The organism is Caldovatus sediminis (genome assembly GCF_014644455.1).
GTDB classification, from domain to species: domain Bacteria; phylum Pseudomonadota; class Alphaproteobacteria; order Acetobacterales; family Acetobacteraceae; genus Caldovatus; species Caldovatus sediminis.
Map to the genome: position 1 here is coordinate 25,601 of NZ_BMKS01000006.1, position 14,993 is coordinate 40,593.

Annotated in this window: 15 protein-coding genes; 11 read left to right on the forward strand and 4 right to left on the reverse strand. The window is 74.8% G+C overall.

What is annotated here, in order from left to right; translation table 11 throughout:
* Nucleotides 1–18: 18 nt before the first annotated feature.
* From IEX99_RS11280 to IEX99_RS11310, 7 genes are all read left to right on the forward strand, one after another.
* The gene (locus tag IEX99_RS11280; RefSeq protein ID WP_188900254.1) at nt 19–672 is read left to right on the forward strand and encodes an ABC transporter ATP-binding protein; all 654 of its coding nucleotides are present in this window, start codon (nt 19–21) and stop codon (nt 670–672) included.
* On the forward strand, nt 629–1,873 hold the full coding sequence (locus IEX99_RS11285) for a capsule biosynthesis protein (RefSeq protein WP_229677961.1): 1,245 nt from the start codon (nt 629–631) through the stop codon (nt 1,871–1,873). The genes IEX99_RS11280 and IEX99_RS11285 overlap by 44 nt, the downstream gene beginning before the upstream one ends.
* Nucleotides 1,863–3,734: a polysaccharide biosynthesis/export family protein gene (locus IEX99_RS11290; RefSeq protein WP_229677962.1), complete on the forward strand. Its 1,872-nt coding sequence runs from the start codon at nt 1,863–1,865 to the stop codon at nt 3,732–3,734. The genes IEX99_RS11285 and IEX99_RS11290 overlap by 11 nt, the downstream gene beginning before the upstream one ends.
* Before the next feature lie 121 nt (nt 3,735–3,855).
* Complete coding sequence (locus IEX99_RS11295; RefSeq protein ID WP_188900256.1) at nt 3,856–4,098, forward strand: hypothetical protein; 243 nt, start codon at nt 3,856–3,858, stop codon at nt 4,096–4,098.
* Nucleotides 4,099–4,183: 85 nt separating this feature from the next.
* A complete protein-coding gene (locus IEX99_RS11300) occupies nt 4,184–5,233 on the forward strand; it encodes a capsular polysaccharide export protein, LipB/KpsS family (RefSeq protein WP_188900258.1) in 1,050 nt (349 codons plus the stop codon).
* Nucleotides 5,234–5,320: 87 nt separating this feature from the next.
* Entirely contained in the window at nt 5,321–6,001 is a 681-nt protein-coding gene (locus IEX99_RS11305) for an NIPSNAP family protein (RefSeq protein WP_188900260.1), read from the forward strand.
* A gap of 300 nt (nt 6,002–6,301) precedes the next feature.
* Complete coding sequence (locus tag IEX99_RS11310; RefSeq protein ID WP_188900262.1) at nt 6,302–6,643, forward strand: hypothetical protein; 342 nt, start codon at nt 6,302–6,304, stop codon at nt 6,641–6,643.
* Here the strand turns inward: IEX99_RS11310 and IEX99_RS11315 are convergent.
* Nucleotides 6,640–8,241 (reverse strand): MBL fold metallo-hydrolase, encoded by a 1,602-nt coding sequence (locus IEX99_RS11315; protein ID WP_188900264.1) that lies wholly within the window; start codon nt 8,239–8,241, stop codon nt 6,640–6,642. The genes IEX99_RS11310 and IEX99_RS11315 overlap by 4 nt on opposite strands.
* A gap of 75 nt (nt 8,242–8,316) precedes the next feature.
* Nucleotides 8,317–8,487, reverse strand: coding sequence for a hypothetical protein (locus IEX99_RS11320; RefSeq protein ID WP_188900266.1), 171 nt, complete (start codon nt 8,485–8,487; stop codon nt 8,317–8,319).
* A 20-nt stretch (nt 8,488–8,507) separates the two neighbouring features.
* On the opposite strand from IEX99_RS11320, the gene IEX99_RS11325 reads away from it, so the two are divergent.
* Together IEX99_RS11325 and IEX99_RS11330 are read left to right on the forward strand one after the other, a co-directional pair.
* Nucleotides 8,508–9,323: a tripartite tricarboxylate transporter substrate binding protein gene (locus IEX99_RS11325; RefSeq protein WP_188900269.1), complete on the forward strand. Its 816-nt coding sequence runs from the start codon at nt 8,508–8,510 to the stop codon at nt 9,321–9,323.
* An 11-nt stretch (nt 9,324–9,334) separates the two neighbouring features.
* A complete protein-coding gene (locus IEX99_RS11330; RefSeq protein ID WP_188900271.1) occupies nt 9,335–10,147 on the forward strand; it encodes an alpha/beta fold hydrolase in 813 nt (270 codons plus the stop codon).
* A 3-nt stretch (nt 10,148–10,150) separates the two neighbouring features.
* Here the strand turns inward: IEX99_RS11330 and IEX99_RS11335 are convergent, their stop codons facing one another.
* Nucleotides 10,151–10,999, reverse strand: coding sequence for an alpha/beta fold hydrolase (locus IEX99_RS11335; RefSeq protein ID WP_188900273.1), 849 nt, complete (start codon nt 10,997–10,999; stop codon nt 10,151–10,153).
* Between the two features lie 83 nt (nt 11,000–11,082).
* Nucleotides 11,083–12,741 carry an amidase gene (locus IEX99_RS11340; protein WP_188900275.1) on the reverse strand — a complete coding sequence of 553 codons (1,659 nt, stop codon included), beginning with the start codon at nt 12,739–12,741 and terminating at the stop codon, nt 11,083–11,085.
* Between the two features lie 206 nt (nt 12,742–12,947).
* Here IEX99_RS11340 and IEX99_RS11345 point away from each other — a divergent pair, with 206 nt between their 5' ends.
* Complete coding sequence (locus IEX99_RS11345; protein WP_229677963.1) at nt 12,948–13,988, forward strand: MBL fold metallo-hydrolase; 1,041 nt, start codon at nt 12,948–12,950, stop codon at nt 13,986–13,988.
* A gap of 113 nt (nt 13,989–14,101) precedes the next feature.
* On the forward strand, nt 14,102–14,962 hold the full coding sequence (locus IEX99_RS11350) for a TIGR03620 family F420-dependent LLM class oxidoreductase (protein WP_229677964.1): 861 nt from the start codon (nt 14,102–14,104) through the stop codon (nt 14,960–14,962).
* Nucleotides 14,963–14,993 lie beyond the last annotated feature (31 nt).

The window sequence follows — 14,993 nt, forward strand, 5'->3', positions numbered from 1 at the left end:
GGACGGGAGCCGGCGCGGATGGGCCTCGAGCTGATCAACGTCCACAAGAGCTACCGGGTGCGCGGCGGCGGCGTGCGCGAGGTGCTGCGCGGCGTGACGGCGCGCATCCGCCGCGGCGAGGCGGTCGGCATCCTGGGGCGCAACGGCGCGGGCAAGTCCACGCTGCTGCGCATCCTCGCCGGGGTGGAGCTGCCGAGCTCGGGCGTGGTCCGGCGGTCGATGAGCATCTCCTGGCCGCTCGGCTTCAGCGGCGCGTTCCAGTCGGCGCTGACCGGGGCGGACAACGTGCGCTTCATCGCCCGGATCTACGGCAGGCCGGTGGACCGCACGCTCGGCCTGGTCGAGAGCTTCGCGGAGCTCGGCGAGTACCTGCGCATGCCGCTCGCCTCCTATTCGAGCGGGATGCGATCGCGCCTCGCCTTCGCCGTCTCGCTCGCCATAGACTTCGACTGCTACCTGGTGGACGAGGCGATCGCCCCGGGCGACGCCCGGTTCAACGAGCGGTTCCGCGCCGCCTTCGCGGAGCGGGCGCGCCGCAGCGCGCTGATCCTGGTCACGCACAGCGCGACGACCGTGCGCGCCTACTGCACGAGCGCCGCGGTCCTCGACGGAGGGGTCCTCACCTTCCATGAAGATATCGACGAAGCCCTCGCCACCTACAACGCCCTTTGACGTTTCGGCCACGCCCGCCGACGCCGGCTGGGGCGGCGGCGCGGCGGCGGCCGAGGAGGAGCGGGCGGGCGACCGCGGGCCGCGCCGCGGGCTCATGCGCCGGCTCGGCTCCTGGGCGGCGCGGCGGGCCTTCCTGCTCGCGGTGGTGTTGCCGTCGCTGATCGGCGCCACCTACTTCGTCGGCATCGCCACCGACCAGTACGTCTCCGAGGCGCGGTTCCTCGTGCGCAGCCGCTCCGGGACGCCGGGCGGCGGCGGCGGCGTGCCCGGGCTCGGCAGCCTGCTCGGCGCCGCCGGCCTCGCCCCGGCGAACGAGGAGGCGCATGCGGTGCGCGAGTTCCTCACCTCGCACGCCGCGGTGGAGGGCCTGAAGGGGCGGGTGGACCTGGTCGAGGTGTTCACCCGGCCCGAGGCGGATCTGCTTTCCCGCCTCTGGTGGGACGATCCGGAGCGGCTGACCCGCTACTTCACCTCGATGGTCAGCGCCGTATACGATCCCAGCTCGGGCCTGATCACCCTGCGGGCGCGGAGCTTCCGCCCCGAGGACTCGTACGCGATCGCCGAGGAGCTCCTCGTCCTCTCCGAGGCGCTGGTCAACCGCATGAGCGAGCGGGCGCGCGAGGACGCGCTGCGCGTCGCGCGCGAGGAGGTGGCGGTCGCCGAGCAGCGGGTGGCGGCGGCGCGCGAGGCGCTGACGGCGCTGCGCGCCCGCCAGCAGGCGCTCGATCCGTCGCGCGGCGCGGCGATCGCGACCGAGACGATCGGCCAGCTCGAGGGCCAGCTTACCGTGGCGCGGGCGGACCTCGCGGCGCGGTCGCGCTTCATGCGGCCGGACAACCCCGGCCTGATCGAGGTGCGCAACCGCATCGCCGCGCTGGAGCGCCAGATCGCCGAGGAGCGGCAGCGCCACACCGCCGGCGAGGCGACGCTCGCGACCCAGCTCGCCGAGTACGAGCGGCTGATGCTCGAGCGCGAGTTCGCCGACCGGCAGCTCGCCTCCGCCGTCGCCTCGCTCGAGCAGGCGCGGGTCGAGGCGCAGCGCCAGCAGGTCTTCCTCTCCCGCGTGGTCGAGCCGAACCTCGCGGAATATCCCCTCTATCCAAGGCGCATGATGAATTCCCTCGGACTGTTCATCGGGCTCGCCGTGCTCTACGGCATCGCCAAGCTTCTGATCGCGGGGATGCGCGAGCATGCGGCCTGAGCCGCGCCGCGGCGCCGCCCGCCGCGGCGGAGGCTTCGCGCGCCTCCTGCTGCTGCCCCTGGTCCTGATCGGCTTGGCTGGCGGCCCTCCGGCGACCGGGCAGGTGCGCGCGCCGCAGGCGACGGCGAGCGCGCCGCTGACCGTGCAGCAGCAGCAGCAGCTCCAGCAGATGCTCCAGCAGATGCAGGCGGAGCAGGCGCCGCCGGGCACGGCGCCGGTCGCCTCGCCGGCGCCCTCGACGCTGCTGTTCGACCAGCGCAGCCTCGCCGACATCCCCGGTGCGGCGCGCAGCCGCGAGCGGCTCGGCCAGCCGACCGAGGCGGAGGGCGGACCGCGGCTGGTGCCGCCGCTCGGCGACATCGGGCGCGCCAGCGGGCCGGCGACCGCGGTGTTCGGCGCCACCCTCTTCACCGGCCAGCCCGCGACCAGCAGCGACGCGCCCAACCCGAACTACGTCCTCGCCCCTGGCGACAGGGTGAGCGTGCGCGCCTGGGGGGCGGTGGACGCCGAGCTGGTGGCCATGGTGGACCCGCAGGGGAACATCTTCATCCCGAACGTCGGCCCGGTGAGGATCGCCGGCGTGCGGGTCGGCGACCTCCAGACCGTGGTCTCGGACGCGATCCAGCGGGTCTACACGCAGCAGGTCCAGGTCTACGCGACGGTGCTCAGCACCCAGCGCATCGGCGTCTTCGTCACCGGCTTCGTGCGCCTGCCCGGGCGTTACGCCGGCGTCGGCTCGGACTCGCTGCTCGACTTCCTGGTGCGGGCCGGCGGCGTGGACCCGGGGCGGGGCAGCTACCGCGACATCACGCTGCGGCGCGGCGGGCGCACCGTCGCCACGGTGGACCTCTACCAGTTCCTGCTCGAGGGCCGGCTGCCGACGCTGCTGCTGCAGGAGGGCGACACCATCGTCGTCGGCCGCCAGCGCGCGCTGGTCGGCGCCGACGGGGCGGTGCGCAACAACTTCCTGTTCGAGGCCTCCGGCACCGGCGGCATGAGCGGGCGCGAGCTGATCGCCTATGCCCGCCCGCTGCCCTCGGCGACCAACGCCGTGGTGCGCGGGGTGCGCGGCGCGGTGCCCTTCTCGCGCTACGTCTCGCTGCAGGAGCTGGCGAACCTCCAGCTCCAGGACCAGGACACCGTCACCTTCGCCGCCGACGCGGCGCAGCGGACGATCCGGGTGACGATCGAGGGCAGCCGGATCTACCCCTCGGTGCTGGTCGCGGACCGCGACATCCAGCTCTGCCAGCTGCTCGACCACGTCGCGGTGGATCCGGTGCTCGCCGACACCGACTCGGTCTTCGTGCTGCGGCCGCGGCTCGCCGCGCAGCAGCAGCGCGCGATCAACGAGGCGCTCGACCGGCTGGAGCGGCAGCTCTTCATGGCGGTCAGCCCGACCACGGGCGTGGCCAACATCCGCGCGAGCGAGGCGCAACTCGTCGCCTCCTACATCTCACGCGCGCGGCGGGTGCAGCCCGAGGGGCGGCTGGTGGTCAGCGACGCGGACGGGCGCTGCATGCCGGTGCGGATGGAGGACGGCGACATCGTCGTGATCCCGGAGAAGTCCTCCTCCGTGCTGGTCAGCGGCGAGGTCACGGCGCCGCAGGCGGTGGTCTGGCGCGAGGGCTGGCGCGTCGCCGACTACATCCGCGCCGCCGGCGGCTTCACCCCGCGCGGCAGCAGTTCGACCCTGATGATCCGGCGGCCGAACGGGCAGACCCTGCTCGACCCCGACGTCGCGCCGCGGCCGGGGGACGAGGTGATCGCGCTGCCTTATCTCGACCCGAAGCTGCAGCAGATCGCGAGCGACCTGCTGGCGCTGGTGTTCCAGATCGCCGTGGCAACCCGGGTGTTCCAATAGGCGCGGGGCCGCTGCGGGGCGGCCCGGTTGCAGCGTGATCCCGAAACGGTTGCAGCGGCCGGCGATCACGCTTGCGTTCCACCGCCGCGTCGCGTTTCCATCGCCGGTCGGAGGAGTACCGGTGTCAGCGCAACCGATGCCGCGAGACCCGACCGACGCCGCGGGGATGAACGCCCGGGCGGGCATGGTCACGGCCCTGGCCCGCCCGCCCGACGGCGCGAGCGCGCCCGCGCCGACGTCCGTCGCGGTGCGCCGGGAAGCGGCGCTGTCGCTTGCGCATCTCGCCGTGCTGCTGGTGCGGGGTGCGGCGATCGCCCTCCTCGCCGCGCCGGCCGCGATCGCGCTTGCCCTGCTGCTCCGCTGAGCGCGGCGACGATGCGGATACCGCCCGGAGCGCGCGGCCGCCGCGCGGCATGAGGCGCGCGGCGCCCCCTGGGGGAGCGGCCGCCGTGGCGGGCGGCGCGCCGCCTCCCTTCGTGGCCGAGGCCGCGCGCGGGGCCTCGGCGGCGGGGACGCCGCGCTACGGCACCTTCTCGCGCGGGATCGCGACCCTGCCCGGCCTTGCCGCCTTCCTGCCCGGCGGCCCCGCGGCGATGCTGCGGCTGCGGCCGCGGGCGGACGAGGCGGCGGGGCTCACCGCGCTGCTCGGCTGGGGACGCAAGCCGAGCGCGGCGCGCGCGCAGGGCTTCGCGGCGCGGCATCGCCGCCCCTACTGGTCGCTCGAGGACGGTTTCCTGCGCATGCCCGGCCCGCCGGGACGCCCCGCCGGCCCGCCGCTGTCCCTGCTGCTCGACCGGGAGGGCGTATACTATGATGCCTACGCACCCTCGGAGCTGGAGGCGCTGCTGCGCGAGGCGCCGCTCGGCGCCGACGCGGCGCTGATGGCGCGAGCGGCCGCGGCACTGGGGCGCTGGCTGGCGCTCGGCCTCTCGAAGTACCTGCCGCGCCCGCGGGAGGGTCGGCCGCGCGGCGGCGCGGCGGTGCTGGTGCTGGGGCAGGCGCCGGGCGACCTTTCCCTCTCGCTGGGGATGGCCGAGACATGGGGCCCGGCCGCGCTCTGCCATCTGGCGGCCGCCGAGAACCCGGGGGCGCGCGTCGTCTACCGGCTGCATCCGGACGTCGTGCACGGGCTGCGCCCGCCGCCCGGGGACCTCGCCCTGGTGCGGCGCTGCGCCGTGATCGACGCCTCCGGCGGGCCGCTGCCGGAGGCGCTGGCAGAGGCGCGGCGCGTGTACTGCGCGACCTCGCTCGCCGGCTTCGAGGCGCTGCTGCGCGGCATCCCCGTCACCGTGACCGGACTGCCGTTCTGGGCCGGCTGGGGCGCAGCGGACGAGCGCGCCACGGCGCCGGCGCGCCGCGGGGTGCGGCGCAGCCCGCTCGAGATCTTCGCGGCCGCCTTCCTGCTCTATCCGCTCTATCGCGACCCCCGGAGCGGGCGGCCGCTCGCCTTCGAGGAGGCGCTGGAGATCGTCGCCGCGGCCCGGCGGCGCGGAGCGTGAGGGGCGACGCCGGCCGGACCGTGCCCTTGCACGGCGTCCCGCGGGGCGGGATGGTCCCGATCGGCGAAAGCGAGGAGGGACCGGCGCATGTTCGTCGAGCAACGCATCTACACCGCCCATCCCGGCAAGCTGCCGGCCTGGCTGCAGCTCTACGAGGCCGAGGCGGCGCCGGTCTCGGCGCGCCACATGGGGCCGCTGCTCGGCTTCTTCACCACCGAGTTCGGCCCGCTCAACAAGGCGGTCTTCTTCCGCGCCTACGACGACATCGACGACCGCGCGAGGGGCATGGCGGCGCGCGAGGCCGATCCGGCCTGGACCGCGTTCCGCCAGAAGTCGGCCGCGCTCGGCGCGCTGCGCGAGCAGGAGGCGAAGCTGCTCAAGACCACCGCCTTCTCGCCGATCCGGAAGGCGGGCCAGCCCTTCGAGCGCCGGATCGGCGGCACGACGATGATCGTGGACCACCGCACCTACGACTTCCACCCGGGCAAGGCGAACGCCTGGATCGAGGCGTACGAGACGCTCGCTCTGCCGGTGCAGACGAGGCACCTCGGCCAGCTCCTCCTGTTCGCCGTGACCGAGTGCGGGCCGATCAACCAGGCGGTGTTCATGTGGGCCTATGAGGGCCTCGGCGACCGCGATCGCCGCCGCGCCGCCATGGCCGCCGACCCGGGCTGGGCGGAGTTCGTGAAGGCCACCGCCGGGATCGGGGCGCTGAAGCAGCAGACCAACATGATCCTGAAGCCGACCGCCTTCTCGCCGATCCGCTGACACGACGGCGCGGGCGGGCCGGCGCGCCCGCCCGTCCGTCCTTTGCGGGGAGGGGCGATTCGGTACGCCGCCGCACGCTGCCGGCCCGCGCCGCCACCGCCCCGGCCTCGCGGCCATGCTCGCGGCCGTGTGCGGCACGGCGTGCGCGTACATGCGGGTGATGCGCGCAACCGGGTGCGACGCGGCGTTCTTCTCGATCAACGGCGCGATCGTGCCGCCGAACCCGCGCGGCGTCGACCAGGCGACCTTCCGTGCCTTCCTGCGGCCCTGCGCCCGGCGCATGCCGGAGGGATGGAGGGCATGGCGCGCGTCCTGCACGTCCACGGCATGGGCGTGGACGTGACGCGGGTACTCGACCACCCGTGCGAGGCGATCCCGGTCAGCGACCGGCTGCCGGGCGATCCCTCGACCCGCGCGCTGCGGGCGATGACGCCGCGCTGCCCGATGGGCGGCGTGCACGCGATGGCGATCGCCGAGCGCTCCATCCCGGCGACGCGGGCCGAGGGGCGCGACGCGATCGCGCAGAACGGCGGGGTGCGGAACCTCATCGTCCCACCGGGCTGCACCATCCCGACCCAGACGCCGACGGCGGCGCTGCGGGCGGTGGTGGAGGAGGCGAAGGCGCTGGCGGCGGCCGCCTAGGCCGTCTCGATCGCCTGGCGCAGGCGGCGCAGCAGCGCCTCGCGCGCCGCGTCGTCCGGCGCGTCGTCCAGCGCGCGCTCGATCGAGAGCAGCAGCGCGGCGCGCTCGTTGTGCCAGTCGGGGCGGCCGAGGCGCTCCGCATCGCCGCGACGGCGGCCCTGGACGGGGAGGCGGACCGGCGGCGCGCCGGGCGGCAGTTCGAACGCCTCGTCGAGCGTCGGGCGCAGGATCGCCGGTTCGGGCACGACGCCGCGGCCGGCGACGCGCTTCGCCAGCCCCTCGATCGCCTGCGGCTCGCCGTGCACGAGGAAAACGCCGCCGCGCACCGGTCCGCGCGCCTGGATCCAGCGGCCGAGCTCCGGCGCGTCGGCGTGGCCCGAGTAGTCGGTGATCTCGGCCATTCGCGCGGCCACCTTCACCGTGTCGCCCTGGATGCGCACGGCGGTGGCGCCATCGCGCAGCAGGCGGCCGAGCGTGCCCTCGGCCTGAAAGCCGACGAACAGCACCGTCGCGCGCGGATCGGGGAGCCAGTTGCGCAGGTGGTGGCGGATGCGTCCCGCCTCGCACATGCCGCTGCCGGCGATGACGACGTGGAAGCCCTCCTCGAGCGCAATGGCGCGGCTCTGCTCGCCGGATTCGGTGAAGCGCAGCCGCGGCGAGCGGAGCGCGCGGGACAGCGCCGCGCCCTCCTCCAGCGCGGCGGCGTGGCGGAGGAAGATCCGGGTCGCCCGGATCGCGAGCGGGCTGTCGAGGTAGATCGGCGCCTGCGGCACCTGGCCCGCGTCCATCAGCGTGACCAGGTCCCACATCACCTCCTGCGCCCGCTCCACCGCGAAGGCGGGCACGAGCAGCGCGCCGCCGCGGCGGGCCGCCTCGCGCACGATTCCGGCGAGCCGGGCGCGGCGCTCCTCGGCCGGGCCGCAATGGCGGTCCTCGTCGCCATAGGTGGATTCGCAGATGACGTGGTCCACGCCCTCCGGCCCCTGCGGGTCGGCCTGCAGCACCGAGCAGTCCGGACCGAGGTCGCCGGAGACGAGGACGCGCGTCGGCGGCGCGCCGCCGGGGACGGAGAATTCCAGCTCGATCGAGGCGGAGCCGAGCATGTGTCCGGCGTTCCAGTAGCGGGCGCGCACGCCCTCCGCGGGCTCGATCCAGTCGTCGAGCTCCACCGCGCGGAACTGCTCGATCACGCGCACGGCGTCGGCGGCGGTGTAGATCGGCGTGACCGGCCCCGTGCCGCCGCGGCGGCGGTTGCGGCGGTTCAGCGCCTCGACCTCCATCTCCTGGATGTGGCCGGCATCCGGCAGCAGGACGGAGCAGAGGTCGCGGGTGGCGCGCGTCGCGTGGATCGGGCCGCCGAAGCCGGCCTTGGCGAGCTTCGGCAGGAGGCCCGAGTGGTCGATGTGCGCGTGGGTGAGCAGCACGAAGTCGAGCCCCCGCGGCTCGAAGGGGAAGGGCTCGTAGTTCAGCGCCTTCAGGGACTTCGGTCCCTGGAACATGCCGCAGTCCACGAGGAAGCGCACGCCGGCCGCCTCGAACAGCAGGGAAAGGCCGGTCACGGTGCGCGCCGCGCCGCAGACCCGCAGGGTGACCGACACCGTTCGCCCCCTTCCGCCGTTCGTTGCGATGCTAGGCCCGGGCCGGTGGCCGCTTCAAGCGGCCCCGCCGCGGCGCTAGGCTGGCGCCGGGAACGAGGAGGGGAACGTCGCCATGACACTCGGCAGGCGCTCGGCGCTCGGCGCCACGCTCGGCACGATCGCCGCGGTGCCCGCCGCGCGGGCGCAGGCGCAGGACTGGCCGAGCCGGCCGGTGCGGATCGTCGTGCCGACCGGCGCCGGGGGCATCACCGACATCCTCGCGCATCGTGGCGCAGCGCCTGTCCGAGCGCCTCGGGCAGCAGTTCGTCGTGGACAACCGGCCGGGCGCGAGCGGCGTCATCGGCAGCGAGCACGTCGCCCGCTCGCGGCCCGACGGCTATACGCTGCTCATGGTGTTCCCGAGCCATCCCGTGAACCCCTCGCTCAAGCGGAGCCTGCCCTACGACACCGAGCGAGACTTCGCGCCGGTGACGATGGTGACGATGGTCACGCCGGTGCTGGTCGTGCCCCCGGACCTGCCGGCGCGGAACGTCTCCGAGCTGGTCGCGCTGGCGCGGCGCGAGCGGCTGAACTTCGCCTCGGTCGGCGTCGGCAGTCTCGGGCACCTGACCGCGGAGCTGTTCCGGATCAGCGCCGGCATCGAGCTCGTCCACATCCCGTTCCGCTCCGTTCCCGACGCGCAGACGGCGCTGCTGCGCCGCGAGGTGGCGATGTTCTTCGACACGCCGAGCACCGCGGTGCCCATGGTGGGCGACGGGCGGCTGCGCGCCCTGGCGGTGGGCACCGCGCGGCGTTCGCCGGCGATGCCGGAGGTGCCGACCCTGGCCGAATCCGGCGTGCCGGACTTCGACGTGTTCGGCTGGAACGGCATCCTCGCCCCCGCCGGCACGCCACGGCCGATCATCGGGCGCCTGAACGCTGCGATCCACGCGGTGCTGCGCGAGCCGGAGGTGGCGCGCCAGCTCGCCGAGCAGGGCGCCGAGCCGGCGCCGAACAGCCCGGAGGAGTTCGCCGCGCGCATCTCCGCCGACATCGCCAAATGGGCCCGCGCGGTGCGCGAGGCCGGCATCCGGCCCGGGTAGGAGCGACGCGCATGCCCCGCCACCGCGTCGCGCCCGACTGCGAGCTGTTCTACCGCGACGAGTGCTTCGCCGACCCCTGGGAGGCGCCGGCGAACGCGTTGCTGCTGCACGGCAACGCCGAGAGCGGCGAGGCGTGGAACGCCTGGATGCCGCTGCTCGGGCGGCGCTTCCGCGTGGTGCGGCCGGACATGCGCGGCTTCGGCCGCTCGACGCCGATGCCGCGCGACCACGCCTGGTCGGTGGACGGGATCGTCGCCGACTACGTCGCGCTCGCCGACGCGGTCGGGCTCGACCGCTTCCATCTGATCGCGGCGAAGGTGGCGGGGCCGCTCGCCATCCGCCTCGCGGCGCGGCATCCGGCGCGCGTGCGCAGCCTGGTGCTGCTCGGCACGCTGGTCTCCGGCCGGGAATCGCTCGGCGACCGCCACGCCGCCCGGATGGCGCACATCGAGCGGCACGGCGTGGAGAGCTGGGCGCGCTGGACCATGCCCGGCCGCCTCGGCAGCGCCGCGCCGCCGGCGATGGTGGAGGGCTGGGCGAGGCTGATGGGCGCGACCCCGCTCTCGACCCAGCTCGGCTTCATCGGCGCGGTGCCGTCCATCGACGTGCGCGACGACCTCGCGCGCATCGCCTGCCCGACGCTGGTGGTGACGACGGACGGCAGCGGCCTCGGCTCGGTCGAGGCGACGCGCGAATGGCAGCGCGCGATCGCGAGCTCCGAGCTGATGGTGGTGCCCGGCGATTCCTACCACGTCGCGGCGACGCACGCGGAGCTCTGCGCGCGCGCCGCGCTCGACTTCATAGCGCGGCGCGCGGCGGGCTGAGCGTCAGCCGAGCGACCAGCGTCCGCGCTCGACCGTCGAGAGGAAGGAGGCGACGGCCTCGTTGAAGGCCGCCGGCTCCTCGAGGTTGATCGCATGCCCGGTGCGCGGCGCGACCCAGAGGCCGCAGTTCGGCAGGGTCTGCTTGAGGAACAGGTTGGCCTCCAGGCAGGGCGTGTCCTCGTCGCCCACGGCGAGCAGCGTCGGGACCTGCAGCGCCCTGAGGTCCTGCTCCCAGTCGAAGATCGAATCGCGCATCCCCTGGTAGCGCCTCATGGTCATTCCGGTCCCGAGGCCGGAACGGGTGCGCAGCCGCGCCATGTACTCCGCCCAGCCGCGCGGGTTCTTCTTCTTGAGCTGGATGCGCGTCGGGCCGTGGCCGGTCTCTTCGGCGTGGGCGCCGTCCCAGCCGTCGCGGGTCAGCGCGTCGCCGCGCGCGGCGCAGGTGCGCCGGAACTCCTCCCGCGCCGCGGCGGAGCGCGTCGAGCCGGAGCCGACGCCCGCGAGCACCAGCGCGCTCGCCCTGCCCGGATTGCGCAGGGCGAAGAGCAGGGAGGCGAAGGAGCCCATCGAGCAGCCGACGAGGTGCGCGCGCTCCACCCCGCAATGGCGCATCACCGCGCCGATGTCGGCGGCCGCGAAGTCCTGGCCGTAGAGCCGCTCGTCCTCCGGCACGTCGGACGGCGGATAGCCGCGCGCGGCGAAGGCGATGCAGCGGTACTCGCGCCCGAACCACTGCACCTGCGCCTCCCACTCGCGGTGGTCGGCGCCGAACTCGTGCACGAAGACGATCGGATAGCCGGTGCCGGTCTCCTCGTAGTAGAGCCGGACGCCGTCGGACAGGGCGTAGGGCATCGCGCTTCCTCCCCGCTGCTCGCCGCTCGCGCCAGGGTGCGGGCCGCCTGGCGGGCGGTCAAGCGACGCGGTGCGCGGCAGGTTCAGCCCGGTGCGGGGAAGCGGAAGACGCTCGCCGGCTCCTCGCCGAAGTCGCGCGCGCGGCGCAGGCGCGATCGCATCGCCTCGACGTGCGGGGCGGCGGCGGCGAGGTGGGCGAACTGCCGCTCGTTCAGCGTCAGCCCGGCGCGCCGTGCGGCGGCCATCAGCGCGTCGCGCTCCGCCTGGCCGAGCTCCACCGGCGGCGGATCGGGCACGGGCGGCAGGGCGGTGGAGAATTCCGCCTTCGGGTCGAGCTGCGGCCGGCGCCGGCGCCACGGCGTCGCGCGCTCATAGGCGTAGGCGATGCGCAGCACGGTCGCGTCCTCGAACGGCCGGCCGACGATCTGCATGGCGAGGGGGAGGCCGCCCGCGGTGAAGCCGATGCACTGGACGAGCGCCGGGCCGCCGAGGACGTTGAAGGGCGTCGCGATCGAGGGCTTCCGCCAGAACATCTCCGTCCGCCAGGCGCCGAGCGGCGAGGCGGGGCCCGGCGCGGCGCAGACGAAGGCGTCGAAGCGCGCGTAGAGCGGCGTCATCTCCGCGATCATCGCGCGCCGCTCGCGCTGGGACTGCACGTAGTCGGACGAGTCGAGCAGCACGGCGGCGAGGACGCGGCCGAGGAAGTCCTCGCCGAACTCGCCGGGGCGGCGGCGCAGGTCCTCGGCGTGGACGGCGAACAGCTCGCTCTCGGCGCCGACGATCTTCACGTCGTAATAGGCCTGCGCCGGGCGGATGCGCGCCTCCGCGAGCTCGGCGCCGAGGCCGCGCAGCACGGACAGCGCCTCCTCGAGCGCCGCCTGCGCCTCCGGCGCGATCGGCACGTCCTCCTCGTGCAGGTGGCGGAGCACGCCGATGCGCAGGCCGCGGATGCCGCTGGCGAGGCCGCTGCGGTAGTCGGGCACCGGCCGGCCGGCGCTCGCCGGATCCTTCGGGTCGTAGCCGGCGAGGGCCTGCAGCAGGATCGCGCAGTCCTCGACGGTCCAGGCCATCGGGCCGACATGGTCATAGCTGTAGGAGTTCGCCATCACCCCGTGCCGGCTGAGCAGCCCGTAGGTCGGCTTGAGGCCGACCAGGCCGCACATCGCCGAGGGGTTGCGCACCGAGCCGCCGGTGTCCGAACCCAGGGCGCCGAGCGCGAGCCCCGCCGCGACCGCCGCACCGGAGCCGGACGAGGAGCCGCCGGTCGCATAGTCGCGGTTCCAGGGGTTGCGCGCCGGCGGCCAGGGCAGGTCGAAGGAGGGGCCGCCATGGGCGAATTCGTGCGTGGCCAGCTTGCCGAGCAGCACGGCGCCCGACTCGTGCAGCTTGCGCACCACCGTCGCGTCCTCGCGCGGCACGAAGTCGGCGCAGATCCTCGAATGGCCGGTGGTGCGGATGCCGGCGGTGCAGAAGATGTCCTTCAGCGCGACAGGGATGCCGTGCAGCGCGCCGAGGTGGCGCCCCGCCATGATCTCCTCCTCCGCCTTGCGCGCGGCGTCGAGCGCGCGGTCGGCGGTGACGAGGAGGTAGGCGTTGATCTGCGGGTCCAGCGCCTCGATGCGCGCGAGCAGGGCGCGGGTCAGCTCGACCGGCGAGAGCTGGCGGCGGGCGATCAGGCGCGCCGCCTCGGCGATGGAGAGGAAATGCGGCTCGCTCGTGCTCGGCGGCGTCGTGTCGGGCATTCCCGGCTCCCCGTGGATGCCGGCTGCCCTGGCACCGCGCCCGGTGGCACCGGCAGGGCCGGATTGATTCTTCCGGCCCGGGCTGGAACGCTATGCGGCGGGCGCGGCCCGGGTCAACCTCGCGCCCGTGCACCGATCGCGACCGTTGCGGCGCAGGCGGCGCGGCCGCGCCGTCGGCCTGCCCGCGCGCCAGTCCGGAGAGTTGCGTGACCCCTCGAAGCGTCGAATCCCTCCTGCCCGAAACGCCCCCCGCGCCCGGCGAGGTGAAGGAGATCCTGCCCGGGCTGCGTTGGGTGCGGATGCCCTTGCCCTTCCCACCCCGCCACGTGAATTTGTGGCTGATCGAGGACGGCGCGGGCTGGTTCCTGGTCGATTGCGGCGCGCAGACCGACGACGCGGCCGGGCTATGGGAGCGGGTGTTCGCCGCCGGGCTCGGCGGCCGGCCGGTGACGCGGCTCATGGTGACGCATTTCCATCCCGACCACGTCGGCTTCGCCGGATGGATGGCGCAGCGCTGGGGCGGCGCGCCGCTGCTGATGACCCGCGCCGAGTGGCTGCAGGCCCGGCTGCTGCGCCTCGATGCCGGGGAGGACATGATCGAGCAGCAGATCGCCTGGGCGCGCCGCGCGGGCTGCGCCGAGGACTACCTGCGCTTCCTCGCCGGCCGCGGGCCGCTCTACGTGCGCGCGGTGCTGCCGCTGCCGCGCCAGTACCGGCGCATCGCCGCCGGCGATTCGCTCCGCATCGGCGGCCGCGCCTGGACCGTGCTGACGGGTTCGGGCCACGCGCCGGAGATGGCCTGCCTGCACTGCGCCGAGCTCGGCGTGCTGATCTCGGCCGACCAGATCCTGCCGCGCATCACGCCGCATGTCGGCGTGCAGGCGACCGAGCCGGACGCCGACCCGCTGGCGGACTTCCTCGCCTCGAACGAGCGGCTGCTGTCCCTGCCGCCGGATACGCTGGTGCTGCCCTCGCACGGCGAGCCCTTCCACGGGCTGCACCGGCGCGTCGGGGCGATCGCGGCGCATCACGCGGGGCGGCTGGAGGCGCTGCGCGACGCCTGCGCCGCAAGCCCGCTGAACGCGATGGAGGCGGCGAAGGTGCTGTTCAGCCGCCCGCTCGACCACCGCGCCCTGGGCGCGGGGATCGCGGAGACCCTGGCGCACCTGAACCGGCTGGTGGCGGCGGGCGAGCTCGTGCGGGAGATCGGCGCCGACGGCGTCGCGGTCCACCGGCGTGCCGGATAGCGGTGTCGGCGCACGCACGCCGTCCCGGGAGGCGGACGGAGGGCGTCGCCGGGCCCGGCGCCATCGGCTAGGCTGCGCCCGCGACGGGAATCACGGAACGGGAGGGCAGCATCGTGCAGCTTGGACGCCTGGGCGTGTGGTATCCGACCGACCGGCTGAGCGCGCCGCAGCTCAAGGACCTGCTGCGCAGCGTCGAGGGGCACGGCTACGCGGCCCTCTGGTACCCGGAATCGCGCGGCTACGAGTCGTTCGCGCTGGCGAGCTTCCTGCTCGCCAACAGCCGGCGGCTGGTGGTCGGCAGCTCGATCGCCAACATCTACGCGCGCGATCCCTTCGCCGCGCGGCGCGGCCTGCTGACGCTCAACGGGCTGCATGGCGACCGCTTCGTCCTCGGCCTCGGCGTCAGCCACGTCCCGATGGTCGAGGGGCTGCGCGGCCACCGCTACGAGAGGCCGGTCCCGGCCATGCGCGCCTATCTCGACGGCATCGTCAGGGACCAGGAGGGGGCGCAGGACTGGCCGATCGTGCTCGCCGCCCTCGGGCCGAAGATGCTCGCCCTCGCCGCCGGGCGCACGCGCGGCGCCGTGCCCTACAACGTCACGCCGGAGCACACGCGGCAGGCGGCGGCGATCCTCGGCCCCTCGAAGTGGCTCGCGGTGGAGCAGAAGGTCTGCCTGGAGACCGACGCCGCGCGGGCCCGCGCGCTCGGCCGCAGCGAGCTGGCGCGCTACCTGGCGCTGACGAACTACCGCAACAACTGGCTACGCCTCGGCTTCACCGAGGCAGACCTGGCCGAGGGCGGCAGCGACCGCTTCATCGACGCGATGGTGCTGCACGGCGACGCCGAGAGCATCAAGCGCGGCCTGCGCGCGCACTTCGCCGCGGGCGCGACGCATGTCTGCATCCAGCCCGTGCACGCGGAGGGCGACTTCGCCGCGCGCGAGCGGATGCTGGCGGCGCTGGCGGACACCTGACCGGTCACCGGGCGCCCGCAGCCCGGGAACG

Bases quoted from the DNA above. Each gene is read 5' to 3' on its own strand.
- IEX99_RS11280 (WP_188900254.1), top strand. From the start codon at position 19: ATGGGCCTCGAGCTGATCAACGTCCACAAGAGCTACCGGGTGCGCGGC.
- IEX99_RS11285 (WP_229677961.1), top strand. From the start codon at position 629: ATGAAGATATCGACGAAGCCCTCGCCACCTACAACGCCCTTTGACGTT.
- IEX99_RS11290 (WP_229677962.1), top strand. From the start codon at position 1,863: ATGCGGCCTGAGCCGCGCCGCGGCGCCGCCCGCCGCGGCGGAGGCTTC.
- IEX99_RS11305 (WP_188900260.1), top strand. From the start codon at position 5,321: ATGTTCGTCGAGCAACGCATCTACACCGCCCATCCCGGCAAGCTGCCG.
- IEX99_RS11310 (WP_188900262.1), top strand. From the start codon at position 6,302: ATGGCGCGCGTCCTGCACGTCCACGGCATGGGCGTGGACGTGACGCGG.
- IEX99_RS11320 (WP_188900266.1), bottom strand. From the start codon at position 8,487: ATGCCCCCGGCGCCGGTCGGCACGACGATCCGCACCGGCCGGCTCGGC.
- IEX99_RS11330 (WP_188900271.1), top strand. From the start codon at position 9,335: ATGCCCCGCCACCGCGTCGCGCCCGACTGCGAGCTGTTCTACCGCGAC.
- IEX99_RS11335 (WP_188900273.1), bottom strand. From the start codon at position 10,999: ATGCCCTACGCCCTGTCCGACGGCGTCCGGCTCTACTACGAGGAGACC.
- IEX99_RS11340 (WP_188900275.1), bottom strand. From the start codon at position 12,741: ATGCCCGACACGACGCCGCCGAGCACGAGCGAGCCGCATTTCCTCTCC.